Source organism: Sphingobium sp. WR1, assembly GCF_059693745.1.
Genome location: NZ_JCATID010000003.1, coordinates 282,517 through 306,856 on the forward strand (window position 1 = coordinate 282,517; position 24,340 = coordinate 306,856).

The 24,340-nt window shown below is 65.7% G+C and carries 22 protein-coding genes and 1 tRNA gene; 8 read left to right on the plus strand and 15 right to left on the minus strand.

Annotated features, from left to right (window positions below; all coding sequences use genetic code 11):
• Nucleotides 1-4 precede the first annotated feature (4 nt).
• The 4 genes from AC58EF_RS06215 to recA all read right to left on the minus strand — a co-directional run bounded on the left by AC58EF_RS06215 (nucleotide 5) and on the right by recA (nucleotide 3,747).
• Nucleotides 5-604, minus strand: coding sequence for an OB-fold-containig protein (locus AC58EF_RS06215; protein ID WP_497275318.1), 600 nt, complete (start codon nucleotides 602-604; stop codon nucleotides 5-7).
• Nucleotides 605-684: 80 nt separating this feature from the next.
• Complete coding sequence (locus AC58EF_RS06220; protein WP_497275320.1) at nucleotides 685-1,317, minus strand: hypothetical protein; 633 nt, start codon at nucleotides 1,315-1,317, stop codon at nucleotides 685-687.
• A gap of 61 nt (nucleotides 1,318-1,378) precedes the next feature.
• Nucleotides 1,379-2,170, minus strand: coding sequence for a transglutaminase-like domain-containing protein (locus AC58EF_RS06225; protein ID WP_497275436.1), 792 nt, complete (start codon nucleotides 2,168-2,170; stop codon nucleotides 1,379-1,381).
• 503 nt (nucleotides 2,171-2,673) lie between these two features.
• A complete protein-coding gene (gene recA / locus AC58EF_RS06230) occupies nucleotides 2,674-3,747 on the minus strand; it encodes a recombinase RecA (protein ID WP_497275321.1) in 1,074 nt (357 codons plus the stop codon).
• A gap of 355 nt (nucleotides 3,748-4,102) precedes the next feature.
• Between recA and AC58EF_RS06235 the strand changes: the two genes are divergently transcribed.
• Nucleotides 4,103-5,257 (plus strand): FAD-dependent oxidoreductase, encoded by a 1,155-nt coding sequence (locus tag AC58EF_RS06235; RefSeq protein ID WP_497275323.1) that lies wholly within the window; start codon nucleotides 4,103-4,105, stop codon nucleotides 5,255-5,257.
• Nucleotides 5,258-5,263: 6 nt separating this feature from the next.
• On the opposite strand, the gene AC58EF_RS06240 is transcribed toward AC58EF_RS06235, so the two are convergent.
• The 4 genes from AC58EF_RS06240 to AC58EF_RS06255 form a co-directional block, all read right to left on the minus strand.
• Complete coding sequence (locus AC58EF_RS06240) at nucleotides 5,264-5,692, minus strand: protein tyrosine phosphatase family protein (RefSeq protein ID WP_497275324.1); 429 nt, start codon at nucleotides 5,690-5,692, stop codon at nucleotides 5,264-5,266.
• 174 nt (nucleotides 5,693-5,866) lie between these two features.
• Nucleotides 5,867-7,639 (minus strand): DNA helicase RecQ, encoded by a 1,773-nt coding sequence (gene recQ / locus AC58EF_RS06245; RefSeq protein ID WP_497275325.1) that lies wholly within the window; start codon nucleotides 7,637-7,639, stop codon nucleotides 5,867-5,869.
• A 163-nt stretch (nucleotides 7,640-7,802) separates the two neighbouring features.
• Nucleotides 7,803-9,029, minus strand: a complete 1,227-nt coding sequence (locus AC58EF_RS06250; protein ID WP_497275327.1) for an NAD(P)/FAD-dependent oxidoreductase — start codon at nucleotides 9,027-9,029, stop codon at nucleotides 7,803-7,805.
• Nucleotides 9,026-9,163, minus strand: coding sequence for a hypothetical protein (locus tag AC58EF_RS06255; RefSeq protein WP_497275328.1), 138 nt, complete (start codon nucleotides 9,161-9,163; stop codon nucleotides 9,026-9,028). The genes AC58EF_RS06250 and AC58EF_RS06255 overlap by 4 nt, the downstream gene beginning before the upstream one ends.
• Nucleotides 9,164-9,257: 94 nt before the next feature.
• Here AC58EF_RS06255 and AC58EF_RS06260 point away from each other — a divergent pair, with 94 nt between their 5' ends.
• On the plus strand, nucleotides 9,258-10,730 hold the full coding sequence (locus AC58EF_RS06260) for a S41 family peptidase (protein ID WP_497275330.1): 1,473 nt from the start codon (nucleotides 9,258-9,260) through the stop codon (nucleotides 10,728-10,730).
• A gap of 144 nt (nucleotides 10,731-10,874) precedes the next feature.
• Here the strand turns inward: AC58EF_RS06260 and AC58EF_RS06265 are convergent.
• Nucleotides 10,875-10,951 (minus strand) — tRNA-Met (locus AC58EF_RS06265).
• 285 nt (nucleotides 10,952-11,236) lie between these two features.
• On the opposite strand from AC58EF_RS06265, the gene AC58EF_RS06270 reads away from it, so the two are divergent.
• The 4 genes from AC58EF_RS06270 to AC58EF_RS06285 all read left to right on the plus strand — a co-directional run bounded on the left by AC58EF_RS06270 (nucleotide 11,237) and on the right by AC58EF_RS06285 (nucleotide 15,434).
• Nucleotides 11,237-12,646: a circularly permuted type 2 ATP-grasp protein gene (locus AC58EF_RS06270; protein WP_497275332.1), complete on the plus strand. Its 1,410-nt coding sequence runs from the start codon at nucleotides 11,237-11,239 to the stop codon at nucleotides 12,644-12,646.
• Nucleotides 12,647-12,791: 145 nt separating this feature from the next.
• Entirely contained in the window at nucleotides 12,792-13,724 is a 933-nt protein-coding gene (locus AC58EF_RS06275; RefSeq protein ID WP_497275333.1) for an alpha-E domain-containing protein, read from the plus strand.
• Nucleotides 13,725-13,746: 22 nt separating this feature from the next.
• Nucleotides 13,747-14,619, plus strand: coding sequence for a transglutaminase family protein (locus tag AC58EF_RS06280; protein ID WP_497275335.1), 873 nt, complete (start codon nucleotides 13,747-13,749; stop codon nucleotides 14,617-14,619).
• A gap of 77 nt (nucleotides 14,620-14,696) precedes the next feature.
• On the plus strand, nucleotides 14,697-15,434 hold the full coding sequence (locus AC58EF_RS06285; RefSeq protein ID WP_497275336.1) for a proteasome-type protease: 738 nt from the start codon (nucleotides 14,697-14,699) through the stop codon (nucleotides 15,432-15,434).
• Between the two features lie 246 nt (nucleotides 15,435-15,680).
• Here AC58EF_RS06285 and AC58EF_RS06290 read toward each other — a convergent pair whose 3' ends face one another.
• The 5 genes from AC58EF_RS06290 to dapA form a co-directional block, all read right to left on the minus strand.
• A complete protein-coding gene (locus AC58EF_RS06290; RefSeq protein ID WP_497275337.1) occupies nucleotides 15,681-16,037 on the minus strand; it encodes a response regulator in 357 nt (118 codons plus the stop codon).
• 85 nt (nucleotides 16,038-16,122) lie between these two features.
• Nucleotides 16,123-18,549 carry a hybrid sensor histidine kinase/response regulator gene (locus AC58EF_RS06295; protein ID WP_497275338.1) on the minus strand — a complete coding sequence of 809 codons (2,427 nt, stop codon included), beginning with the start codon at nucleotides 18,547-18,549 and terminating at the stop codon, nucleotides 16,123-16,125.
• A 42-nt stretch (nucleotides 18,550-18,591) separates the two neighbouring features.
• Nucleotides 18,592-19,200 carry a DUF2062 domain-containing protein gene (locus AC58EF_RS06300; RefSeq protein ID WP_497275340.1) on the minus strand — a complete coding sequence of 203 codons (609 nt, stop codon included), beginning with the start codon at nucleotides 19,198-19,200 and terminating at the stop codon, nucleotides 18,592-18,594.
• Nucleotides 19,200-19,682 (minus strand): SsrA-binding protein SmpB, encoded by a 483-nt coding sequence (gene smpB, locus AC58EF_RS06305; RefSeq protein WP_497275342.1) that lies wholly within the window; start codon nucleotides 19,680-19,682, stop codon nucleotides 19,200-19,202. Before smpB ends, AC58EF_RS06300 begins: the two co-directional genes overlap by 1 nt.
• A 114-nt stretch (nucleotides 19,683-19,796) precedes the next feature.
• Entirely contained in the window at nucleotides 19,797-20,675 is an 879-nt protein-coding gene (gene dapA / locus AC58EF_RS06310) for a 4-hydroxy-tetrahydrodipicolinate synthase (RefSeq protein ID WP_497275343.1), read from the minus strand.
• Between the two features lie 99 nt (nucleotides 20,676-20,774).
• Here dapA and AC58EF_RS06315 point away from each other — a divergent pair, with 99 nt between their 5' ends.
• Nucleotides 20,775-22,868: a lytic transglycosylase domain-containing protein gene (locus tag AC58EF_RS06315; protein ID WP_497275345.1), complete on the plus strand. Its 2,094-nt coding sequence runs from the start codon at nucleotides 20,775-20,777 to the stop codon at nucleotides 22,866-22,868.
• A 20-nt stretch (nucleotides 22,869-22,888) separates the two neighbouring features.
• On the plus strand, nucleotides 22,889-23,374 hold the full coding sequence (greB, locus tag AC58EF_RS06320) for a transcription elongation factor GreB (protein WP_497275347.1): 486 nt from the start codon (nucleotides 22,889-22,891) through the stop codon (nucleotides 23,372-23,374).
• Here greB and AC58EF_RS06325 read toward each other — a convergent pair.
• Complete coding sequence (locus tag AC58EF_RS06325) at nucleotides 23,362-24,234, minus strand: LysR family transcriptional regulator (RefSeq protein WP_497275349.1); 873 nt, start codon at nucleotides 24,232-24,234, stop codon at nucleotides 23,362-23,364. The two genes, greB and AC58EF_RS06325, sit on opposite strands and share 13 nt — an antisense overlap.
• Nucleotides 24,235-24,340: the final 106 nt, after the last annotated feature.

A 24,340-nucleotide genomic window follows, 5' to 3' on the forward strand; every position in this document is an offset into this window, starting at 1 on the left:
TCTCCTAAAGTTGCGGCAGATAATGGTCGCCATGCGAAATGGCGCGGAACAGATGCTCCTCGCGGCGAACGAGCAGGATGGTTTCGCCTTCCTCCAGCACCTGACCCGCATTGTCGGGTTCGACCATGACATAATGGGTCTGGCCATGATGATCCTGAACGCGCGCGCGGGCGGGGGAGCCGGTCGTGGCGCGGCCGGTGACGATGCGCGCTGGGCTGCCGACCAGATGATCGAGCGGGATGGCGGTGGTGTGATCGCGCGGCAGGAGCGGCGCAAGGAGCCGGGCGGCGAGGCCGGTGGCGGGCAGGGCGGCGACGGCAGCGCCGGGCACGGCAATCCAGGGCGAAAGCATCGCGCCGAACAGGTCGTGCGCCACCTGTTGGCCGAGTAGGCCGATGACAGCGAAGAGGGTGAGGAACAGCGCGGCCAGCGCTAGAAGGGGAAGGCGGCCGAAGCCCAGCCAGCCGAGCAGGTCGGCATCGCTGTCCAGGTCGAGATCGGCGTCGCCGGCAAAGCCCAGCGCCTGGACGCCGCCGATCAGCAGCATCAGCAGCAGGGCCGATACGAATACGATGTTTTCCGGCGCGAAAAGAAAGGCCGTCACCCCATAACCCCCTGATTCGGAGGCGATGCTAGACGACGAAAGGAGGCGGGGACAGGATAAAGCGATCTGGGGGCGTCGGCTTACTGCATCACCAGGTCGCGGCTCATATAGACCTGCGCCACGCGGCCGTCCTTCATCGTGCAGGTGAAGCGGCGGGTGGTGCCGCCCGTCGCGCGATAGCTGGCGCGGGTCTCTACCTCGCCGTCGATATTAAACGCACCGTCCTGCGTCGCACGGGGGATGTCCATGTGGCGGACTTCGGCATAGCCGCCATTCTGGCCCTGGGCTTCGTCGCGCGCTGCGACGGCGCAGGCGTCGGTCATGGCGTCATCACGATTGCTGGCGTCGGCCAAGTCGGAAAAATCGGCATCGTTGCGGGAGGGAGCGTTGCCGTCGACGTCCGTTCCATAGTCGGTGCCGGCGCTGGGCGGCGGCGCGTCATATTCGCCGCCGGTGCGGGGATCGCGGATCTTCCTGTCCTTGGACATGGAGGAGGCGACGATCGCGACCGCGCCGACCAGCGCCGCGACGCCGATCGCATCGCCCACGCCGAAGCCGTCGCCGCGGTGGCGGTGATGACGGTCCCACCCGCCGCGGTCCCAGCCCCGGTCATAGCCGTAGCGGGGACGGGCTTCGGCCGCGCCGACGCTGCCGACAAGCAGCCCTGCGCTCACCAGCGCTCCGGTCATCCAGCGTGCCTTGGTCCCGATCATGTCCATTCCTCCTGCGACAGAATGAGCCATAGCCGGGTCCGGCTGTCCAGCGGCTGAACGGTCAGTTGGTTTCCGCCACGCGGCTGACACGAATCGACTGGGCGTTCATCTGGGCGCCGCCGAAGATGGTCATGAACGCGATGTCGGTCGCGTCACGGCCCACGGCGATGCGGGCCATGGTCTCGACCGGCGCCATGCGGGTTGCGTCGACGATGTGCCAGGCGCCGTCGAGCCACACCTCCACCACGGCATGGAAATCGGACGGGTCGAGATCGAGCGCATAGACCGAGACCAGTCGGGCCGGAATGTCGCGCGACCGGATCAGCGCGGCGGTCAGATGCGCGAAGTCGCGGCAGACGCCTTGCTGGGCGACGAAGGTGTCGGCGGCGGTGGTGGCGATGCCGGAACTGCCCGGCACATAGGCGATATTTTCATGCACCCAGGCTTCGAGCGCCTGGACCAGCGCGCCGCCCTCCAGATTGGGGAAATGGCCGCCGACGAAGCTGCCGAAACGGTCGGCCTCGCAATAGCGGCTGGGCCAGATGAAGGGCAGCACATCCTCGGGCAGGCTGGGAAGGGGACTTTTGTTGAGGGCGGCGAGGTCGACCGTGGCGCGTTCCACCTCGATCGTGGCGCGGTAGGTGCTGACCATGCGGCCGGAGCCGGTGCGGGTCCAGGTGCGCCGGCCGACGCCGCTGCCGCCGACCTTGTTGGTGAGCGGCCCGGCATTGTCGATGATATGGGATTGCGCGATCACCCGCTGGTCGGGCAGGGCGGCCGCCTCCACCGCGAGCAGCACGTCGCTGGGTTCGGCGAAGTCATAGTCGAGGATCGCTTCGATCGCGAGGCGCATGATGTCGGGGTCCGATTTGGAACGCGGGGCGAATCGCCCCATGGAATGAGCATCGTGGTCATGCAGGCCGGGGGCAAGCGGCTTTGGCGGTGGGTATGTTTGGTGGCAGTGGTTTTCGCAGAGGCGGCAGAGAGAAAGAAAGAAGCATTCACGCGAAGAAGCGGAGATTTGGAGTGGCCTTCGGCCGACATGCCGTCGCTTAGCGGTCGCCGGCAATCTCTGCTCTCTGCGTGAACCAGTTTGATTGTCTTTCGTAATCCTCTCCGCGTCTCCGCGCGAACCGGAAGTGGGATTTAAACCGCTTAACTTCGCATATATCCCGCAAATCTTTTGCTGACTTGCTCCGATCCTATTGGAGTCGGGAGGGATGCGGGCCATGCCCCAGGCGGTAAAAGGCCCGCCGCGCAACGTGGCGCGACGGGCCTTTTCAGTGCGTGATGCGCAAGGCGGGCGAGTGGCATGGGCGGCACCCCGGCTGATCCGGCCGGGGCGCCTGTCCAGGCTTATTCGCCATCATCCTCCGCATCGGGTCCGGTCATCATCCCTTCGGCAACCTCCTCGGTCTTGCCGCGAATCGCCTTTTCCAAACGTTCCGCCATCTCGGGATGTTCCTTGAGATAGGTTTTGGCATTCTCGCGGCCCTGACCGATGCGGACCGAGTCATAGGAGAACCAGGCGCCCGATTTTTCGACCAGCCCGGCCTTGACGCCGATGTCGAGCAACTCGCCGATCTTGGAAATGCCCTCGCCATACATGATGTCGAATTCGACCTGCTTGAAGGGCGGAGCGACCTTGTTCTTGACCACCTTCACCCGGGTCGCGTTGCCGACGATGTCGTCGCGATCCTTGATCTGGCCGGTGCGGCGGATGTCGAGGCGGACCGAGGCGTAGAATTTGAGTGCGTTGCCGCCGGTCGTGGTTTCCGGATTGCCGTACATCACGCCGATCTTCATGCGCACCTGGTTGATGAAGATCACCATGCATTTGGAACGCGAGATCGATCCGGTCAGCTTGCGCAGCGCCTGGGACATGAGCCGCGCCTGAAGCCCGACATGGCTGTCGCCCATTTCGCCCTCGATTTCAGCGCGCGGCACCAGCGCGGCGACCGAGTCCACCACCAGCACGTCGATCGCGTTGGAGCGGACCAGCGTGTCGACGATTTCCAGCGCCTGTTCACCGGTGTCGGGTTGCGACACGATCAGTTCGTCAATGTCCACGCCCAGCTTCTTGGCATAGCCGGGATCGAGCGCATGTTCGGCGTCGACGAAGGCCGCGGTGCCGCCATTCTTCTGCGCTTCCGCGACGGCATGGAGCGCAAGCGTGGTCTTGCCCGAGCTTTCGGGGCCATAGACTTCGATGATGCGGCCCTTGGGCAGGCCGCCGATGCCGAGCGCGATGTCGAGGCCGAGCGAGCCGGTCGAGATCGCCTCGATCTCGATCTTCTCCCGGCTGCCCAGCTTCATGGCCGAGCCTTTGCCGAAGGCGCGATCGATCTGGGCGAGCGCCGCCTCCAATGCTTTCTGTCTGTCCATTGTCCCCGTCTTCTTGGAATCGATGAGTTGGAGCATTGCGGTCATCGGCCTATCCCCTGTCAAGCGGATCGCGTCGATTCTCTCGACGCCTGGCGATGATGTATCCCGTTTGTTCCCGTAGAACAAGAGGGGAACGGAAATTTCCTATCCGTCCCGGATTCCTGCCCGTGGCGCCATCATAGATATGTTTCCCGAATCGCCAAATGATTGCCCACGCATAAGGGTGGTTCACCCACGCCAATCCTGCCTGCTGGCTGCGACAAAGCCAGAAGGTGCCGCCGACCGCAATGAATCTATCGCCCACCCAGGGCAAGGGGTTGTGCGGCGCGACAGTCGTCGCCATGCTTGCGGAAAGGCGGGGGAACTTCGTTTCATTCCCGAGGATGCGGGAGGGCAGGCGATGGACAGACGCGCGTTTCTGGGACGAACGATGGGCGGCATGGGCGCCGCGACGCTGGCGGCGGCGGCGCGGGCCGCAATCCCCTTCGATCCCTTCGCCGGGGTGGAGCCGATCCGGGCGAGGCCGGACCGCATCTTTCGCACCACCGTCTGTCTGCGCCCCTTCCGCGCCGCCGGTCCGCGAATCGAGGTTGAGGAGGTCGGGCGCAAGCGGGTCGTCCATAATTATGGCCATGGCGGCAGCGGCTGGTCGCTGAGTTGGGGATCGGCGGAGGTCGCCACCGGCATGGCGCTGGCCGACGGGGTCCACGATGTGGCGGTGATCGGCGCAGGCGCGCTGGGCATCACCGCCGCGCTCACCGCGCAGCGGGCCGGCGCGCGCGTCACCATCTATGCCAGGGAGCAGTTCCCGCACGTCCGCTCTGCCCGCGCCACCGGCACCTGGTCGCCCGACAGTCGCGTGGCTATGGAGAAAGCCGTCGATCCGGGCTTTGGCGACCGGTGGGAGGCGATGGCGCGCACTTCCTTCGCGACCTACCAAAGCTATCTGGGCCTGCCGGGCGATCCGGTCGAATGGACCGATCGCTATATGCTGTCCGACACGCCCTTCGGCCAGCCCCATGTGTCCACCGCGCCCGTGATGGAGCGACCGGACGATTTCCTGCACCTGGAAAGCCGGTTGCGCGACATTCTGCCGCGGTCGGTGGAAATGACGCCGGGCACGCATCCCTTCCGGCCCGCCTTCGTGCGCCGCAACAGTTCGCTGACCTTCAACATCGCGGACCTCTCGCACCAGTTGACCAATGATTTCCTGATCGCGGGCGGCCGGATCGTGCCGATGGAGTTTCACGCGCCCGGCGACCTCGCCCGGCTGAAGGAGAAGCTGATCATCAACTGCACCGGCTATGGCGCTCGGGCGCTGTGGCGGGACGAGAGCATCGTGCCGGTGCGAGGCCAGATCGCCTGGCTGATCCCGCAGGCGGGGGCGACTTACGGCGTCTATTATCGGTCGCTGTCCATGCTCGCCCGGCGCGACGGCATCGTCGTGCAGGAGGTCGGGCAGGACGAATATTACGGCTATGGCGACGCCAACGAAACGCCCGACCATGAAGCGGCCGCCGCATCCGTGCGGCAGCTGGCGCAGTTCTGGGCGTAAATTGGCTTACTGCCCGGCGAGCGCGTCCATGATCTGGCGGACCGGGTTGATGTCATAACCAGCCGCCGCCGCCTGCGCCGCCAGCACGTCCGCATTGTCGCCCGCACGCGCGCGGGTCAGCGCCCAGAGCAGGGTGCTGCGCGTGCCCGACCGGCAATAGGCCAGAACCTTACCCTCCCCCGCTTGGCTAAGCGCGCCGGCCATGCCGTCCAGCTGCCAGGGGGCAAACCCGCCATGGGCGACGGGCACGGCGACATAGGCGATGCCCGCTTCCTTCGCCGCCGCCTCGATCGCCGCGCCGTTGACCTGGCCGGGTTCCTCGTCATCGGGACGGTTGTTGACGATGACGGTCACGCCCTGCGCCTTGGCCTCCGCCACCTGATCGACGCTGATCTGGGGGGACACAAGGATGCGGTCGGTGAGCTTGCGGAACATGGGCTTCTCCTTTTGCCGGAGCCATGCGCCGGCGCAAAACGGGATTCAAGCACAAAACCGTAACCGTTCGGCCCTTCGACTTTGCTCAGGAGAGCCTGTCGAAGCCCTGCCCTCCTTCCGAAGAGGAAGACGATCCTTCGACAGCCTCAGGGCGAACGGAAGCGAATGCTCCTCTTACAAAAAGGGGCGGATCGCGGCGAGGAAGGCGTCGCCATAAGCGTCCAGCTTCTTCTGGCCGATGCCGCTGATATGGCTCATCTCGCGGATATTCGACGGGCGCTGCTCGGCCATTTCGCGCAAGGTGGAATCATGGAAGATGACATAGGGCGGCACGCCGGCTGCCTGCGCCAGTTCGCGGCGGCAGGCCCGCAGCGCGTCGAACAACGGATCGCCGACCGGATTGGCTTCCGCGCCATTGCGGGCGCTGCGCTTGCGCCGCTCCCGCCTGGCCGGCACGAGGATGCGCACCTCCTCCTCGCCCCGCAAAATCGGCCGGGCATTGGGGCCGAGCATCAGCCCGCCATGCTCGGTCGTTTCCAGCGCGTCGCGCACCAGCAGCGCGCGCGACACCGGGCGCAGCAGCGCCGTCTCGTCGCCATCGACGATGCCATGGACGGAGATTTTGTCATGGCCGCGCTCGCGTATCCTGTCGGTCGTGGCGCCGGTCAGCACCTGCTCGATATGGCCGGCGCCGAAACTCTGGCCGGTGCGGTAGACGGCGGATAGATATTTGCGCGCCGTCTCGGTCGCGTCGACACTGGCCGGGGGCGTCAGGCAATTGTCGCAATTGCCGCAGGCAAGCGGCGGGTCTTCCCCGAAATGACGCAGCAGGATGGCGCGGCGGCAGGTCGCCGTCTCGACCAGCGCGCCCAGCGCCGAAATGCGCGCCCGTTCGCCCTGCTGGCGGGCCTGTTCCAGTTCGGCGATGCGCATCCGCGCACGGGCGAAATCCTCCGCCCCCCAGAAGAGATGGGCGACGGCCGGTTCGCCGTCGCGACCCGCGCGGCCCGATTCCTGATAATAGCCCTCGATCGACTTGGGCAGGCCCGCATGGGCGACGAAGCGCACGTCGGGCTTGTCGATCCCCATGCCGAAGGCGACGGTGGCGACCATCACCATATCCTCGCTGGCGATGAAGGCGGACTGGTTGGCGGCGCGCTGGGCCGGGTCCATGCCGGCATGATAGGCTCGTACCGAGCGGCCCGAACGGCCCAGCGTCTCGGCCAGTTTCTCGGTCGCGGCGCGGGTCTGGGCATAGACGACGCCCGGCCCTTTCTCGGTCGCGAGCAGATCGGCAAGCTGGCGCGACAGGCCGTCGCGCGGATGGACGGCATAGCGGATATTGGGCCGGTCGAAGCCCGAGATGATGAGGCCGTCGTCGGGGATGCCGAGCTGGACGAGAATGTCCTTGCGGGTGTGCGCGTCGGCCGTGGCGGTAAGGGCGAGGCGCGGAACGTCGGGAAATTCGTCCAGCAGCGGGCGCAGCAGCCGATAGTCGGGGCGGAAGTCATGGCCCCATTCGGACACGCAATGGGCTTCGTCGATGGCGAAGAGCGCGATCTTCGCGGCGCGCAGCAGGTTGCGGAAGCCTTCGCCGCTCGCCCGCTCGGGCGCGACATAGAGAAGGTCGAGATCGCCATTGCGCAGGCGATCCTGCGTCTCGCGCCAGTCGGCGTCGACGCTGGTCAGGCTCGCGGCGCGGATGCCCACCGCCTGCGCCGCGCGCAACTGGTCGTGCATCAGCGCGATCAGCGGCGAGACGACGACGCAGCAGCCGTCCAGCGCCACGGCGGGCAACTGGTAGCAGAGCGATTTGCCCGCGCCGGTCGGCATGATGGCGAGTGTCGGCCGCCCCGCCATGACGCGGTCCACCACCTGCTGCTGCACCCCGCGAAAGCGGGTGAAGCCGAAAATATCATGGAGAAGCGTGGGGATGTCGCGCGCCATGGCGTGGCCTTAGCGGCTAGTGGCGCGGGGGGCCAGCCTCATACCACGCCGCGCATATCCGGCCTGGGTGGGCAGGGAGCGGGCCGCTTTATCCTCCTCTTTGAGGGGGGATTTATGTCCGCTAATGATCGTCACCGGATCGACCGGCTTCGGGCGTGCCGCCTTACGCCAATCCCACTTCCTTGAGCGGCACGCTGGCATCGCCCAGTTGCGCCAGGTCCAGCACCGCGCCCGACAGGACATGCGCCCGGCCCTGGACATAATCCTTGACCGCATTGACGCAATCGAGCGCGATCACCCGTCCGCCCTTCAGATAGACGACCGAGAAACTGCGGTTTGCGGGATCGCCGCGCAGCACCGTCTGGTCATACCCGGTCGACAGGCCCACGGTCTGGAGCTTGAGGTCATATTGGTTCGACCAGAACCAGGGCACCGCGTCATAGGCCTCTTCCTTGCCCAGGATATGCGCCACCGCGACCTTCGCCTGGTCATTGGCGTTCTGCACCGATTCGAGCCGCATCTGGGCGCCGCCGGCAAAGCGGTTGGCGTGGGAGGCGCAATCGCCCACGGCATAGATGTCGGGCAGCGAGGTGCGGCAATATTCGTCGACATCGACGCCATTCCCGCCGGCCGCGCCCGCCGCGATCAGCGGGCCGGTTTCCGGCACGATGCCGATGCCCACGATCACCATGTCGGTCTCGATCCGCTCGCCGTCGTCCATTAGCACGGTGGTGGCCTTGCCATCATGCACCTCGATACAGTCCATCTTCGCGCCGGTGCGCAGGTCGACGCCATGGGCGCGATGCTCGGCCTCGTAGAAGCGCGACAACTCTTCGCCCGCGACGCGCGCCAGCACCCGGTCCAGCGCCTCCAGCAGCACGACCTTCTTGCCGAATTTGGAGAGCACGGCGGCTGCCTCCAGCCCGATATAGCCGCCGCCGATGATGGTGACATGCGCGATGCTGTCGATCTTCGCCATCATCGCGTCGACATCGTCGCGGCGGCGCACGGCATGGACATTATGCGCGTCCGCACCGTTGCAGGTCAGCATCCGGGGCGATCCGCCGGTGCACCAGATCAGCTTGCCATAGCCGATCTCTTCCTCGCCGACGGTCACGAACTTTTCCTGGGGATCGACGCTCTTCACCCGCTTGCCAAGCAGCATATCCACATTGCGTTCGGCCCAGAAGGCGGCCGGGCGGATCAGGATGCGGTCGAAGCTCTTGTCGCCCGCGAAATATTCCTTGGACAGCGGCGGACGTTCATAGGGCGGGTCCTTCTCGTCGCCGATCATGCCGACGCTGCCTTCGAACCCCAGCTGCCGCAGCGAAATCGCCGCCTGTGCTCCGGCGTGGCCCGCACCCACGATCAGAACGTCATAATAGCTCATCCGCCCGATATCCTCTGCTTCATGCCCGGTTTGGGATGCTGTTGGCGCGCTTTATCCCGATGGGCAAGCGGATATTCAACGGCTTCCCCGGCGATGATGGCGGGCAGGCGGCGGCATTCGGTCCCGTCGCCCATGGTCGGCCTGAATATGATCCTTTGCCTAGTCCGTTCTGAAATAAACTTGTCGCGGATTTATGCTCCTGATATCCCGCGAGAAATCTTGGGGGGTATGATGAAATATAAAGTTGCGCGCATGGCGTTGCTGGCCGGGGCGCTGGCGATGGTGACGGCCTGTGGCGGGGGCGGCGACAGTTCGGGCGGTAGCGGGGGTACGTCTGCGCCGACGCCTTCCCCCACGCCGACGCCTTCCACTGCCTGTTCCTTGCGGGAGCGGCAGGACTGGGCGGCGGCGACCCTCAGGGAATGGTATCTCTTTCCTGATACATTGCCCGCATCCCTTGACCCCGCGCCTTATGCGAATGTGGACGACTATATCGACGCCCTGACCCAGGTCGCGCGATCGCAGGGGCGCGACCGTTATTTCACCTATCGGACCTCCATCGCGGAAGAAAATGCCTATTATGAATCCGGCACCAGCGCAGGCCTGGGCGTCAGGTTCGCCACGGATTCCAGCCAGACCCGGCTTTTCGTCATCGAAGCCTTCGAAAACGGCGCAGCGCTGGATGCCGGCATCGATCGAGGTGCGGAAATCGTGGCGATCGGCACGGACAGCAGCAATTTGCGCACCGTCTCTTCGCTCTTTGCGGCCGGCGGACCCGACGCGGTTGTCGATGCCCTGGGGCCCGACACTTCGGGCACGACGCGCGTCCTGCGCGTTGCCGACGCTACGGGTATACGCAATGTGTCGGTGACGAAAAAGGCGTTCGATCTGATGCCGGTGTCCAGCCGCTATGGCGCGCGGGTCATCGAGGATGGCGGCCGTCGGGTCGGTTATGTGAACCTGCGCAGTTTCATCTTCCCGGCCGAGCAACCGCTGCGCAACGCCTTTGCGATGTTCAAGGCGCAGGGCGTTACCGACATCATTCTGGACTTCCGTTACAATGGCGGCGGTCTGCTTTCGACCTCCGAACTGCTGGGCGACTTGCTTGGCGGGAACCGCGCCACGACGGACGTCATGACCCGACATAGCTTTCGGCCGGAAAAGAGCGCGGAGGATGAGACGCGCTATTTCGCGCCGCAGCCGGAATCCCTGGCGCCGACCCGCATCGCTTTCATCGGCAGCGGCGCGACGGCGTCGGCGAGTGAACTGGTGATCAATGCGTTCATTCCCTATCTCGACTCGCGCGCCGCACTGATCGGCGCCAACACCTTTGGCAAGCCGGTCGGGCAGATTGCCGTTGATCGCCCGGCTTGCGACGATCGGCTGCGCGTCGTGGCCTTCGCGACCCGGAATAGCGCGGGCAATGCCGACTATTATAGCGGTCTTGCGACGAGCATGAAGGCGACCTGTCAAGCCGTGGATGATATCGGCTATCCGCTTGGCGATCCCCGCGAGGCGTCCGTCCGTCAGGCGCTCGATTTCATCGCCGGGCGGAGCTGCACTCCCATTGGTCGCGCGACCGCTGGGGCCAGCCTGTCCACAGCGTCCACGCGGGTGGGGACGCCCGTCAGCACTGCGCGCATATTGCTTTCGCCGGCTCGGCCCAGTCCAGCCCAGAATGAGGTCCCCGGCCTGTTCTGAGGCCGGGCTGTTTCAGCGTCTTGCGTGTGACCGGGAAGCGATGCGCGCCACCGTAGGGCGTTCTTTTGCGCAAAATAGCGATATGACGACAATGTCTGGAGATCGCGCCCGATCAGGCGCATCGCGCTTCGGGATGCATGTCGTTGGTAGCGGAGGAGGGACTTGAACCCCCGACACGCGGATTATGATTCCGCTGCTCTAACCAGCTGAGCTACTCCGCCCCACGGGCCTCGCCGGGCGCCTCGCCCTGCGGTGAGGCGGCGCTATACGCAGGCAATGCGGGCCGGTCAACGGGGCTGGGCGCTCAAAATCGAAAAAAATGGCGCGGCATGGCCTGCCACGAAATCCGAGCCGCTTCAACGAAGCAGATCGTCTTTTCCGCCAGGCCAAATGAATGGAGCGGAACGCTTTTGGGCATCCGTCATTTTTGCCTTGCAATCGCTAGGACGCGGCGCACTAATATTGCAACGCACAACCGGCCGCGCGGCCGAGGGAGGATCGACCACTTGCCCTTCCATGAAATGTTTGAGCCCGATGGTTCGATACGCCCCTGTTACGACGAAGTGCAGAAATGGGTGGAGCGAACCGGCATAGCCGGGCTCAATCGCCGCATGGATGAGGCCGAGGCGATCTTCCGCCGCATCGGCATCACCTTCGCGGTCTATGGCGAGGGCGGCGATCCGGAACGGCTGATCCCCTTCGACCTGCTGCCCCGCATCTTCACCGCGAACGAATGGCGCGTCCTAGACAAGGGCATCCGCCAGCGGGCCCGCGCGCTCAACGCCTTCCTGCATGACGTTTACCACCGCGGCGAGATCGTGAAGGCCGGCATCATGCCCGCCGACATCATCTACAAGAACAGCGCCTATCTCGCCGAAATGGCCGACTTCACCCCGCCGGGGAAGGTCTACAGCCATATCGTCGGCATCGACATCGTGCGGACGGGGCCGGGCAGTTTCGAGGTGCTGGAGGATAATTGCCGCACCCCCTCCGGCGTGTCCTATATGCTCGAAAATCGCGAGATCATGACGCGCATGTTCCCCGAACTGTTCGCGCAGGGCGTGGTCGCGCCGGTCGACGATTATCCCGCCGAATTGCTCAAAAGCCTCAAGGAAGTCGCGCCCCCGGCGTGCAAGGGCGATCCGGTCGTGGTCGTCCTGACCCCCGGCTCGCTCAACAGCGCCTATTATGAGCACAGCTTCCTCGCCGACCTGATGGGCGTGGAACTGGTCGAGCCGGCGGACCTGTTCGTCGACGATGACCGGGTGTGGATGAAGACCACGCTGGGACCGAAGGCGGTGGACGTCATCTACCGCCGGATCGACGACGAATATATCGACCCGCTGGTCTTCCGCCCCGACAGCCTGCTGGGCGTGCCGGGCATCTTCAACGTCTATCGCAATGGCGGTGTGACGCTGGCGTCCGCGCCCGGCTCCGGCATCGCCGATGACAAGGCGGTCTATATCTATGTGCCGGAGATGATCCGATTTTATCTGGGCGAAAAGCCGATCCTGGACAATATCCAGACCTGGCAGTGCGGCAAGCCCGACGAACTGGCCTATGTGCTGGAAAATCTGCACGAACTTGTGGCCAAGGAAGTGCATGGCTCGGGCGGCTACGGCATGTTGATCGGGCCGAAGTCGACCAAGGACGAAGTCGCCGCCTATGCGCAGCGGATCAAGGCCAATCCCGGCGAGTTCATCGCCCAGCCGACGCTCGACCTGTCGACCGTGCCGACGCTGGGGCCGGCGGCGGTGGTCGGCCGCCATGCCGATTTCCGTCCCTATTGCCTGGTCGGCAAGCAGATCCGCCTGGTCCCCGGCGGCCTCACCCGCGTCGCGCTGACCGAAGGATCGCTGGTGGTCAACTCCAGCCAGGGCGGCGGGGTCAAGGACACCTGGGTGATGCAGGATTGATGGGGCGACGAGACATTCACCCCTCCCCTTCAGGGGAGGGGCCGGGGGTGGGGGCTAGCCTCTTGGCTCGGCGTCTGGGGCACGCCCCCACCCCAACCTTTCCCCTTCAGGGGAGGGGCTATAGGATTTTTGAGGGCATGATAAAATGCTGAGCCGGACCGCCGAAAATCTCTTCTGGATGGCGCGCTATATGGAGCGGGCCGAAGCCACGGCCCGGCTGCTGACCATGGGGCAGCGCATGGCGATCCTGCCGGGCGCGCATCATCGCGACGAGTGGCGCTCGGTCGTCCGCGCGACCGGGGCAGGGCATCAATTCCCGGAGGGCGCGATCGTCACCGAAAGCGATGCCGTCGCCTATCTGATGCTCGATGCCGACAATCCCAGCTCGATCCGTTCCTGCCTGCTCAAGGCCCGCGCCAATGCCAAGTCGGCGCGGACCATGTTGACGCAGGATATGTGGGAAGCGCTGAACGAAGGCTGGCGCAAGCTCGACGGCTATGATGTCGGCGAGGCGCGGCAGCAGCTCCCCGCCCTGATCGACTGGGTCAAGACCCGCGTCATGACCTTCCGCGGCGCCGCCCATTCGGGCCAGCTCCGCAACGAAGGCCACGACTTCCTGCGCGCCGGTTCCGCGCTGGAGCGGGCGCAGATGACCTTGCGGCTGCTCGACGTCAAATATTATGTGCTGCTGCCGGAAACCGAGGTGATCGGCGGCAATCGCGACCATTATCAATGGACGTCGGTCCTCTACGCCCTGTCGGGCGCGCGCGCCTATCATCATGTCTATGGCGGCACCTACACGCCCTGGCAGATCACCGATTTCCTGATGCTGAACCGGCTTTTCCCGCGCAGCGTCGCCTATTGCTACGACCAGCTCGCCTATCGGCTCAATCGGCTGGCGGGCTGGCACGATGCGAAGGGGCCGTGCCATGACACGGTGCAGGAGCTGGTCGCGGGCCTGGAAAGCCAGGACAGCGGCGAGATTTTCCGTCGCGGCCTGCATGAAACGGTCCAGAACGGCCTGATGATGACTAACCGGCTGGGGATGGAAATCGCCCAGACCTATCATTTCGGTTGAGGCGCGGAGGGAGGCCGAACCCATGAAGCTGCTCGTCCGCCACCAGACCGTCTATCGCTATGCCGCCTCCGCTGGCCGGGTGGCGATGCGTCTCAAGCTGATGCCGGTCGATACGCCCGCACAGAAAGTGCTGGAATGGCGGGTGAGCGTGAATGACGAGCCGCTGACCGGATTCCGCCCGAACAGCTATGGCGAGAAGGAAGCGATCTGGATTCGCCACGACCGGCTCGACAATGCGGTGATCGTAGCCGAAGGACTGGTCGAAACGCGCGAGAGCCACGGCGTCGTCGGTCATCTGAAAAGCCGGGTCGACCCCCGCTATTTCCTGCGCGACACCCGCTTGACCCGCGCGTCGGAAGGGATCGCTGCGATGGCGCGCGACCTGCCGGAGCAGGACGGCCCGCTCGCGACGCTCCACGCTCTGTCCGCCGCCGTCAGCGACGCGGTCCAGTATCGCGCCGGCGTCACCACGTCCGACACCAGCGCCGCCGAAGCCTTCGCGCTGGGGGCGGGCGTGTGCCAGGACCATGCGCAGGTCTTCATCGCCGCCGCGCGGTCGCTTGGCGTTCCGGCGCGCTATGTCTCGGGCTATCTGCTCGCGGGGGAGGGAGACGCGCTGCACGAAACCCATGGCTGGGCCGAAGCCCATCTGCCCGACCTTGGCTGGATCGGTTTCGACCCGTCCAATCGCGTCTGCGTCACCGAACGCTATCTGCGCGTCGCCAGCGGCCTTGATGCAGATGAAGCCGCGCCGATCCGTGGCTCGGTGACGGTGGCTGGCGATATCTGGATTGACGCGGACGTTCGTATCGCGCAGGCGGAAGACGGAGTCGAGGAACGGCAGCTGCAAAAACAGCAGCAACAAAGCACCCCGCCGCCCGACTCGACGGGTTGAGGCAAGCGATCGCAAGTCGGATGGACCATTCGACGATTCGCCGATCGCGACAGATAATTGCAGGAGGCCGGGGGGGCGTGACTTATTGTGTGGCCGTGCGTGTGGACCAGGGACTGGTCATGCTGTCCGACACCCGCACCAATGCGGGCATGGACAATATTGCGCGCTTCCGAAAGAGCTTCACCTACCACGTCCCCGGCGAACGGGCGATCACGCTGCTTTGTTCGGGCAACCTGTCGATCACCCAGGGGGTGAAGGCGGTGCTCAGCAAGGCGATCAAGGAATCGGAGCTTAATCCCGATATCGAAACGATCTGCAATTGCGACACGATGCACCGCGTGGCGCAGATCGTCGGCGAAGCGATGCAGAAGATGCAGCACCGCTATCGCGAGAATATCGAGATGGGCGGGTCCGGCTCCAGCGCCTCGATCATGGTCGCGGGCCAGCGCAGGGGCGGCAAGCCGCGCCTCTACCTCATCTATTCCGCCGGCAATTTCATCGAGGCGACCGAGGACACGCCCTTCTTCCAGATTGGCGAGCATAAATATGGCAAGCCGATCCTCGATCGCATCATCACCCGTGAAACCAGTCTGGAGGACGCGACCAAGGCGGTGCTGCTCTCGATGGACTCGACGCTGCGTTCCAACCTGTCGGTGGGTATGCCGCTCGACCTGACGGTGATCCCGACCGACGCCTACGACTTCCGCGTTCGCACCCGGATCGAGCCGGACAATGAAGAATTCGCCCTGATTTCCCAGGGCTGGAGCGCGGCCCTGCGCAAGAGCTTCGAGGACCTGCCCAACGTGCTGGATTGAGGGGAAGGAAGGTCGGAACGGCGGAGATGGGAAGCAGACTGGCAGCCTTCTCAACCTCCGTTCGCCCTGAGCTTGTCGAAGCCTGTCCTGAGCGCCTGCCTTGGCAGGCAGTCGAAGGGGGCTACACTTCTTCTTCAAAACACAGGGCTTGAAGAAAAGGACGGGGCTTCGACAAGCTCAGCCCGAACGGATATTGGGGTGTCTGAAAATGGCCGTTACCGGACCGTTGGGGCAGACCCCGCAGCCCTACGCGCCCAACACCCTGCCCAGCGCGCGTTCGACGGCGCCGATGGTGAAGGGCTTGGCCAGGGTCGGCCGGTCGGCATGGTCGGTCGGCAGATCGTCGGCCATGCCGCCGGTGGCGAAGATGAAGGGGATGTCGGCCTGCGCCAATATGTCGGCGACCGGCCAGCTCTTTTCGCCCTGGAGATTGCAGTCAAGCAGCGCGGCGTCGAAGCCTCCTTCGCGGGCGTGGGCGCAGGCTTCGTCCACGGTCGCGGCCACGGCATGGAGGCGGTAGCCAAGCGCGTCGAGATAATCCTCCAGCATCATGCCGATCATCGCTTCATCTTCCACGATGAGGATGGATTTCGCGTCCGACATCTAGGCCAAGTCCCCCTTTGTTCCTGCGACGGCTATCGCAAAGCCCGCGCATTGCCCAGCATAATCGCTTGAGCTGGAAAGAAGTTCATTCCGCCGCGGCAGGCCGCATCGTCAGCGCATCGCGTGCCGCCTCCGCCAGCTGGCTGACGGAGAAGGGCTTGGGCAGGAAGGCGACATTTGCGATGTCGATCGACTTGCGCAGCTGCTCCTCGGCATAGCCCGACATAAAGAGGACGGGCAGTTGCGGGTGCGTCTGCCGCGCCTGCGTCACCATGGCGGGGCCGTCCATATTGGGCATGACCACGTCGGAAATGAGCAGGTCGATGCCATCGTTGGCGGCCAGCACCTCCAGCCCCTGTTCGCCGTCATTGGCGGTCAGCACCTTGTAACCCTGCCGCGTCAGCGCCCGTTCGGCGACGGCGCGAACCATATCCTCGTCCTCGACCAGCAATATAGTGCCGGTGCCCCAGGTTTCGGTGGGGCGGGCGGGCGGCTGGACATGGACGGCATGGTCGGCGTCCGCGCCCGCATAGACGGGCAGGTAGATGACGAAGCTGGCGCCGCGGCCCAGTTCGGATTCGGCGAAGATATAGCCGCCCGACTGTTTGACGATGCCATAGACGGTCGAAAGGCCAAGGCCCGTGCCCTTGCCCAATTCCTTGGTGGTGAAGAAGGGCTCGAAAATCTTCGACAATATGTCGGGCGGTATGCCCAGCCCCGTGTCGGAAACGCGCAGCGCGGTATAGTCGCCCACGGGCAGGATCTGCTGGCGCATCTCGCGCGCCTTGGCGGCGGGAACGGCATAGGTCTGGATGTTGAGCGTGCCGCCTTCGGGCATGGCGTCGCGGGCGTTGACCGCGAGGTTGACGATCACCTGCTCCAGCTGGCCGGGATCGGCGCGCACCGCGCCCAGGTTGCGGCCATGGCTGACGTCGAGCCGCACATTTTCGCCCAGCAGCCGCTTCAGCAGGTTCGACACGTCGGACACGATGTCCGGCAGCTGAAGAATCTGCGGGCGCAGCGTCTGCTGGCGCGAGAAGGCGAGCAACTGGCGGGTGAGGCCAGCGGCGCGGTTGCTGTTCGACTTCACCTGCTGGATGTCGTCATAGTCGCTGTCGCCGGGCGTATGGCGCATCAGCATCAGGTCGCAATGGCCGATGATCGCGGTCAGGATATTGTTGAAGTCATGCGCCACGCCCCCGGCGAGCTGGCCGATCGCCTGCATCTTGGTCGCCTGCGCAACCTGGCGCTTGAGTTTGGACTCCTCGCTATTGTCCTTGAGCGACAGCAGCACAGCCGCTTCGCCCAGGCCCCGGACGCCGGCCAGGCTGAGCGCGATCGGCTCGTCGGGCTGTTCGCGCAGGCGCACCGCAATGTCGCCCGACATCTGCGGGCCGACGGCGAAACGGCGCACCGCATCGGCGACCGCCGCCTGGTCTTCCCGCACGACCAGGTCGCCGGGATAGCTGGGCTTGGCGCCGGACTTGAGGCCGGAGGCGCGGGCGAACGCCTTGTTGACGAACAATATGCGCCCGTCGCGGTCGGCCATGGCAAGACCGAAGGGCAGCAGCGAGAGCAGGGTTTCGATATAGGAAAGGGCGGACGTGCCGCCGCCGCCCGCCGGTTCGTCGATCAGCAGGAGCAGCATCGGACCGTCCTGCGCCGCCGCCTGCCCGCCGCCCGGCTGGCTCGCGCGGCGCAGCGGGACCTGGAGCAGGCGCAGCGGCAGGCTGCCCGCCTCCTCGCGCGCCAGGAACAGCCGGCCCTTGTCGTCCACCCGCATGTGCGCGGCGAAGTCCCGGCCGGTGATGTTGGCGTCGATACGCCCGGCGGCGCGCAGCATGAAGGCGCCGTTGGCGGCGCGGATGCGGCCTTCACCGCCGATCATCACCGCCATGATGCCCGCTTCGCCCAGCTGCCGCCCGGCTTCGCCGGTCAGGAAGCGATGGACGTCGTCCAGCGCGCTCGGCTGGCGGACGGGGGTGAAGCGCCAGAGCAGATAATCCTCCGACCGGCCGGTGCGGGTGATGTCGACGTCCAGCCGCATCGCGCCCAGCGTCATCCCCTCCATCTTTGATTCGCCGTCGCGCCACGCGGCGCGGGCGGTGTGGGACAGGGTCTCGGTCAGAGTGACGTCGCCGGTGACGCCCGGCGGGGTCGGATAGCCGGGGAACCATTCGCCGAACAGGTCGCTGGCGCAGACCAGTCGTCCGGCGCGGTCGGTGACGGCGATCGCTATGCTGGAAGCGTCGGCGGCGGCGCGCGCGACGGTCCAGTCGGGCATCGCTTCGCCGGCGGCCGTCTGGCCGGGATAGAGGCGATGATACCAGCTCATCAAGGCGGCGATGGCGAGCACACCCGCAGCGAAGCCCGCCGCCAGCGCGGCGCTGCCCGCCGCGTAGAAGACGAGGCCAGCCGACAGCAAGGCCGCGCCGATGAGCAGCGGCAATGCGAAGGGCGAGGCTGGTTTGTTCAGCCACGCCTCATCATCCTTTTTCAGCCTTGCGGCCATGATCGGCCAACCCCCTGCATCGCCACTGGAACCAGCCACCCGTCAGATATGGGCGGTCTCCTCCAATGCGCTGCTTTTGTGGACCTTGCCAATCCTCAATTTGCGCGCTTGCCATTTGCGGCCCATGCGATGGCGCCAGAACCAGTCGGCGGTGACATAGCCCAGGATGGCGCAGGCAAGCGAGATCAGGAACAGGCCGAGCAGCATGGCGGGGGCGGCTTCGGAGAAGAGCCAGGCGCACCAGTCGCGCAGCGAGGCATGTTTGTCGACCAGCGCCATGAAGCCCGACGCATCGGCGCTGCGGCCCAATATCCAGTTGCCCAGCCACACCGACGCCATGAGGATGAGCGGCGTCGTGGCGGGATTGGAGAGGAAGGTCATGGCCGCCGCAACCGGAATGTTGGCGCGGAAGGGCAGGGCGAAAAGCGCCGCGCCGGCGATCTGGACGCCGGGGATCAGCAGGAAGATGCCGACGAACAGGCCCAGCGCCACGCCGCGCGGCACCGAGCGGCGGGTGAAGCGCCAGAGCGAGGGTTCAAGCACGCGATGCGCGACCGGAGCCAGCACCTTGCTCTGTTCCAGCGATTCGCGGGTGGGGGCGTTGGCGTGCCACCAGCGGGCCAAACGTCCCCTCTGCTGCCGGTTGCTCATCAACCCTTATCCCGCATGATGCGCTGTTGATCGCGCTTCCAGTCGCGCTCCTTGATGCTGTCGCGCTTGTCGTGATTCTGCTTGCCCTTGGCCAGCGCCAGTTCGACCTTGGCGCGGCCCTGACTGTTGAAATAGATCATCAGGGGCACCAGCGTCATGCCCTTGCGCTCGACCGCGCCGTGCATCTTCATGATCTCGCGCTCGTGCAGCAGCAGCTTGCGCGGGCGCTTGGGCGTGTGATTCTCGCGATTGCCGTGGCTATATTCGGGGATGTTGCTGTTCACCAGCCACACCTGGTTGCCCTTCACCTCGGCATAGCTTTCGGCGATATTGCCCTCGCCGCCGCGCAGCGCCTTCACCTCGGTTCCCTGCAGGGCGATGCCTGCCTCGAACACGTCCTCGATGAAATAATCGAACCTCGCCCGCCGGTTCTCGGCGACGATCTTCTTCTTGTCGAAGGTTGCGGGACGGGGGCGGGCCATTGGTCTTTTCTAGTCTTCCGTTCGTGTCGGGCGCGGCGTTGCATATACGCGTCGCGCACCCCTCCTATTCCGCGGCTCTGCCCGGAACGAACGGGATATGGTGTCGGCTGCGCCTCAAACCAATCCCGCAATCTCCAGCGCGCGGTCGACCGCCGTTCGGCTCGATTCCGACGGCCAGGTGATCGGCAGGCGGACGTCGCCGGGCATGTCCGGGCGGACGCGCGTGAGCGCATATTTGACCGGGCCAGGTGAAGAATCGCTGAACAGGGCGTCATGCAGGGGATAGAGACGATCCTGGAGCGCAAGGGCCCCATCCCAGTCATGCGCGGCGCAGGCCGCCTGGAAATCGGCGCACAGGCGCGGGGCGACATTGGCGGTGACGCTGATGCACCCCTTGCCACCCATCGCGTTGAATCCCAGCGCCGTTTCGTCATTGCCCGACAGCTGGCAGAAGTCGGCGCGGCAGGCGAGGCGTTGCGCGGTGACGCGCCCCAGATTCCCGGTGGCGTCCTTGATGCCGACGACGCTTTGATATTCCTCCGTCAGGCGGTGGATCACCGGCACGCCGATGTCGGTGATGGTGCGGCTGGGGACGTTATAGAGGACGATCGGCAGATCGCAGCGCTCCGCCAGCCAGGCGAAGTGGCGATAGACGCCCTCCTGATTCGGCTTGTTGTAATAAGGCGCGACCACCAGCGCGGCGTCGGCGCCGGCGGCCTGCGCGGCATACATATGCTCCAGCGCGATTCGGGTGTCGTTGGAACCGCAGCCGGCGATCACCGGCACTCGGCCCGCCGCCTGATCGACGCAGATGGCGATGACGCGATTATGTTCCGCCACGGTCATGGTGGCGCTTTCGCCCGTCGTGCCGCAGGGAACGAGCGCGCTCGACCCTTCTTCGATCTGCCAGTCGACGAAGGCGCGGAAGGCGGGTTCGTCGATCGCGCCATCGCGAAACGGGGTGATCAGAGCCGGAATCGAGCCCGAAAACATGATAAAACTCCTTCAAATCTCCGGGCGGCCGGGGCATGATCGGTGAAGCGGCGCGCTATAGCGCGTCATTCAGGGCCTGATAAGGATGCAAATGCGATTATGTCCAGCATGTGCGCCCCCTCTCATGTCGAAAGTTACCTGATCCGAATGCCGATTATTGCCTTGTTGCTCATGACCGCCGGCGCGGGCGCGCAGACCGAAGGTATTGCCCCTGCCGCTTCTCCGCCCGCCGCCCGCTCCGGCGCGACGGTCCAGCCGATCCCGCCCGAATATGGCCAGCCCGCCAGCCAATGGAATCAGGTGCAGGCGCGAATCGGCCAGCCCAGCGACATGAGCATCGCCGGCACGATCAGCCAGTGGCGCGCGCTTCAGCAGAGCGACGGCCTGGGCGCGTCCACCTATGCCAGCTTCATCCTCGCCAATCCCGGCTGGCCCGGCGAGGACCGGATGCGCCGGCTGGCCGAGACGGGGATCAATCCCGACAGCTATGATCCGGCCCAGGTGACGGCCTTCTTCGCGCGCTTCCCGGCGCGCACCGCGACCGGCCATGCGCGCAACGCCGTGGCCTTGATGCAGCTTGGTCGCATGGCCGAGGCGCGGATCGCCGCACGCAATGCCTGGATCGGCGGATCGCTCAGCCCGGCGGACGAGGCGCGGTTGTTGTCGCTCTTCGGTTCCAGCCTGACGCCCGCCGACCATGACCAGCGTGCCGACGCGCTGCTGTGGGGCAATGACGTCAACGGCGCGATGCGGATGATCGCCTATGTCAGCCCGGCGCGGCGCGCGGCGTTCCAGGCGCGCATCGCGCTGCGCCGCAAGACGCCCGATGCGTCCGTGCTGGCGCAGGCGGCCGAAGCGACCGGCGCGGGCGATGCCGGCTTCATCGCCGACAAGGCGATCTGGATGCGCGACACCGGCAATTGGGTGGGCGCGCGCCAATATCTGGCGAACCGCAGCGCGCTGACCTACCGCCCCAGCAATGCCGAGAAATATTATGAGGTGCTGCTGAACCAGGCGCGGGCGGCGGCGAACGACAGCCAATGGACCTTCGCCTATGGCATCGCCAGCAAGATCGACGATGCGATCGCCCCCGGCGTCCAGCTGAGCGACCAGCCGATCGGTGTGCGCGACGATTATACCAGTCTCGCCTGGCTGGCGGGCACCACCGCCTTCTACAATCTCAACCGTCCGGGCGACGCGGTGACGATGTTCCGCCGCTATGCCGACGCCGCCAAGTCGCCCCAGACCCGCTCGAAGGGCTATTATTGGGCGGGACGCGCGGCATTGCAGATGGGCGACGCCGCCACCGCCAACAGCTATTTCAACCAGGCCGGCATCTATCCCGACCAGTTTTACGGGCAACTGGCGCTGGAACGGCTGGGCCGGCCGATCCCCGCGCCCGCGACGGTCGAGCGGCCGGTGCCGATTTCGGCGGCGGAGCGGGCAGCGTTCGACAGTCGTTCGGTCGTGCGCGCGGTCAAGGCGCTCGGCCAGATGGGCTATTGGGAGGACCAGAGCAAGTTCGCCCGCGCCATCGCCAACAATGCCGACAGCGACACGGATCATTTCCTGGCCGCAGAACTGGCGCAACGGATCAACCGTCCCGACATGAGCGTGATGGTCGGTCGTCGTGCCGTGTCCAGCGGCCTGACCGGCTATGGCGAAACCGCTTTCCCGCGCGTGCCGGTGCCGCCGACGGCGCAATATAACTGGACCATGGTCCATGCGATCGCGCGGCAGGAAAGCCAGTTCGACAAGCAGATCGTCAGCCATGCCGGCGCGCGCGGCCTGATGCAGCTGATGCCGGGCACCGCGCGCGAGCAGGCGGGCAAGCTGGGCCTTGGCTACAATCCCGCCTCGCTCAACGATCCCAGCTACAACATCATGCTGGGGTCGGGCTATTTCCAGCGGATGCTGGATTATTATGGCGGCAGCTATCCGCTGGCCGTCGCGGCCTATAATGCCGGGCCGGGCAATGTGAACAAGTGGATCGCCGCCAATGGCGACCCGCGCATGGCCGGGGCCGACATGCTGCGCTGGATCGAGCAGATCCCGATCTTCGAGACGCGCAACTATGTGCAGCGCGTGCTGGAAAATGCGGTGGTCTATGAGGCGATGAACCCGGAGCGTGCGAAATTCCGGGGCACCAGCGCGGTGCTGAGCCGCTATCTGGGGAAGCAGACACCGGGCTGAATCTGCGCTAGGGGGCGGCAATGTCGACCCCCTATCCAAACTACATCACCCCCGAAGGCTTCGCGAAGCTGCGCGCCGACTATGACCATCTGCTGGGCGTCGAGCGGCCCGCGATCGTCGAGGTGGTGAGCTGGGCGGCGGGCAATGGCGACCGCAGCGAGAATGGCGACTATCTCTATGGCCGCAAGCGGATGCGCGAGATTGACGGGCAGTTGAAGCGCCTGTCGAAGAAAATGAAGGACGCTAAGGTCGTCGATCCCCGGCAGCAGCCCGACAAGGGCCGGGTCTATTTCGGCGCGACCGTCACCATCGCCGACGAGGATGACAATCATCGCACCGTGACGATCGTGGGCAATGACGAGACGGACGTGGACGCCGGGCGGATCGGCTGGGGGTCGCCGATCGCGCGCGCCCTGCGCGGGGCGGCGGTGGGCGACCTGCGCCGCGTGAGGCTGCCGGCGGGCGAGAAGGACTATGAGGTGATGGCGATCGCCTATCCGGCCTGAGCGGTCGATAGCAGCCAAAGGCGGAAATCCGCCATCGCCGGGCTGTCCGGGCGGGACATCAGGCGGGTGAGCCAGTAGCCGCCCAGATCGACCGACGCGGCGAAGGGCTGGACGAGGCGGCCGGCGTGCAGATCGGTCTCGAACAAGGCGGGCGGAGCGAGGGCGACGCCGATGCCGCGCAGGGCCGCATGGATCATCAGGATCGAGCTGTCGAACACCGGTCCGCGCAGCGGCGGGCAGGGCGCGCTGGCCGCCGCGAACCAGCGCGGCCATTCGTCGGCGCGATAGGAGCGGAGCAGGGTTTTGCGGGCGAGCGCGGCGGGATCGGGCAGGCGCGCCGCCATCTCCGGCGTGCAGAGGGGAGCAAGCGGCGCGCGCAATATCGGGTCGGCATGAGTGCCGTGCCAGGCCCCGTCACCGAAACGGATGGCAAGGTCCAGTCCCTCCCCCGCCAGGTCGACGCGGTTATTGTTGGTCATGATCCGCAGGTCGACATGGGGGCAGGCGCGCGCGAAATCCTCCAGCCGATCCAGCAGCCAGCCGCCGGCGAAGGTGCCGACCACGCCCAGGTTCAATATCTCGCGCGGACGGCCACCCTCGATCCGGCCCAATGTCGCGCCGATCCGGTCGAGCGCATCGCCCATGACCGGCAGCAGGGCGCGACCCTCGTCCGTCAGCATCAGGCCGCGCGGCAGGCGGCGGAAAAGTGGTGCGCCCAGCCGCGCCTCCAGTTGCGCGACCTGCTGGCTGACCGCGCCCTGGCTGACGCAGAGTTCGATGGCCGCTTTCGTGAAGTTGAGGTGCCGCGCCGCCGCCTCGAAGGCGCGCAGGGCATTGAGGGGCAGTTGGGCGCGGTCCATGGTTCAGAAGGCATAAGCCTGGCTCATGGCTCTGTCGAGAAATCATGCTTTGTAGCGGTAGCAGCGGCGGGGCAGTTTCGCTTTCACTCAGAGATGGAGGCGGAAT

What these genes read in the sequence shown, in the direction of transcription:
- AC58EF_RS06315 (WP_497275345.1), top strand. Translation starts at nt 20,775, where the DNA reads ATGTCCAGCATGTGCGCCCCCTCTCATGTCGAAAGTTACCTGATCCGA.
- AC58EF_RS06290 (WP_497275337.1), bottom strand. Translation starts at nt 16,037, where the DNA reads ATGTCGGACGCGAAATCCATCCTCATCGTGGAAGATGAAGCGATGATC.
- AC58EF_RS06275 (WP_497275333.1), top strand. Translation starts at nt 12,792, where the DNA reads ATGCTGAGCCGGACCGCCGAAAATCTCTTCTGGATGGCGCGCTATATG.
- AC58EF_RS06280 (WP_497275335.1), top strand. Translation starts at nt 13,747, where the DNA reads ATGAAGCTGCTCGTCCGCCACCAGACCGTCTATCGCTATGCCGCCTCC.
- AC58EF_RS06240 (WP_497275324.1), bottom strand. Translation starts at nt 5,692, where the DNA reads ATGTTCCGCAAGCTCACCGACCGCATCCTTGTGTCCCCCCAGATCAGC.
- recA (WP_497275321.1), bottom strand. Translation starts at nt 3,747, where the DNA reads ATGACCGCAATGCTCCAACTCATCGATTCCAAGAAGACGGGGACAATG.
- AC58EF_RS06220 (WP_497275320.1), bottom strand. Translation starts at nt 1,317, where the DNA reads ATGATCGGGACCAAGGCACGCTGGATGACCGGAGCGCTGGTGAGCGCA.
- AC58EF_RS06225 (WP_497275436.1), bottom strand. Translation starts at nt 2,170, where the DNA reads ATGCGCCTCGCGATCGAAGCGATCCTCGACTATGACTTCGCCGAACCC.
- AC58EF_RS06295 (WP_497275338.1), bottom strand. Translation starts at nt 18,549, where the DNA reads ATGGCCGCAAGGCTGAAAAAGGATGATGAGGCGTGGCTGAACAAACCA.
- smpB (WP_497275342.1), bottom strand. Translation starts at nt 19,682, where the DNA reads ATGGCCCGCCCCCGTCCCGCAACCTTCGACAAGAAGAAGATCGTCGCC.
- AC58EF_RS06300 (WP_497275340.1), bottom strand. Translation starts at nt 19,200, where the DNA reads ATGAGCAACCGGCAGCAGAGGGGACGTTTGGCCCGCTGGTGGCACGCC.
- dapA (WP_497275343.1), bottom strand. Translation starts at nt 20,675, where the DNA reads ATGTTTTCGGGCTCGATTCCGGCTCTGATCACCCCGTTTCGCGATGGC.
- AC58EF_RS06260 (WP_497275330.1), top strand. Translation starts at nt 9,258, where the DNA reads ATGATGAAATATAAAGTTGCGCGCATGGCGTTGCTGGCCGGGGCGCTG.
- greB (WP_497275347.1), top strand. Translation starts at nt 22,889, where the DNA reads ATGTCGACCCCCTATCCAAACTACATCACCCCCGAAGGCTTCGCGAAG.
- AC58EF_RS06250 (WP_497275327.1), bottom strand. Translation starts at nt 9,029, where the DNA reads ATGAGCTATTATGACGTTCTGATCGTGGGTGCGGGCCACGCCGGAGCA.
- AC58EF_RS06255 (WP_497275328.1), bottom strand. Translation starts at nt 9,163, where the DNA reads ATGGGCGACGGGACCGAATGCCGCCGCCTGCCCGCCATCATCGCCGGG.
- AC58EF_RS06235 (WP_497275323.1), top strand. Translation starts at nt 4,103, where the DNA reads ATGGACAGACGCGCGTTTCTGGGACGAACGATGGGCGGCATGGGCGCC.
- AC58EF_RS06325 (WP_497275349.1), bottom strand. Translation starts at nt 24,234, where the DNA reads ATGGACCGCGCCCAACTGCCCCTCAATGCCCTGCGCGCCTTCGAGGCG.
- recQ (WP_497275325.1), bottom strand. Translation starts at nt 7,639, where the DNA reads ATGGCGCGCGACATCCCCACGCTTCTCCATGATATTTTCGGCTTCACC.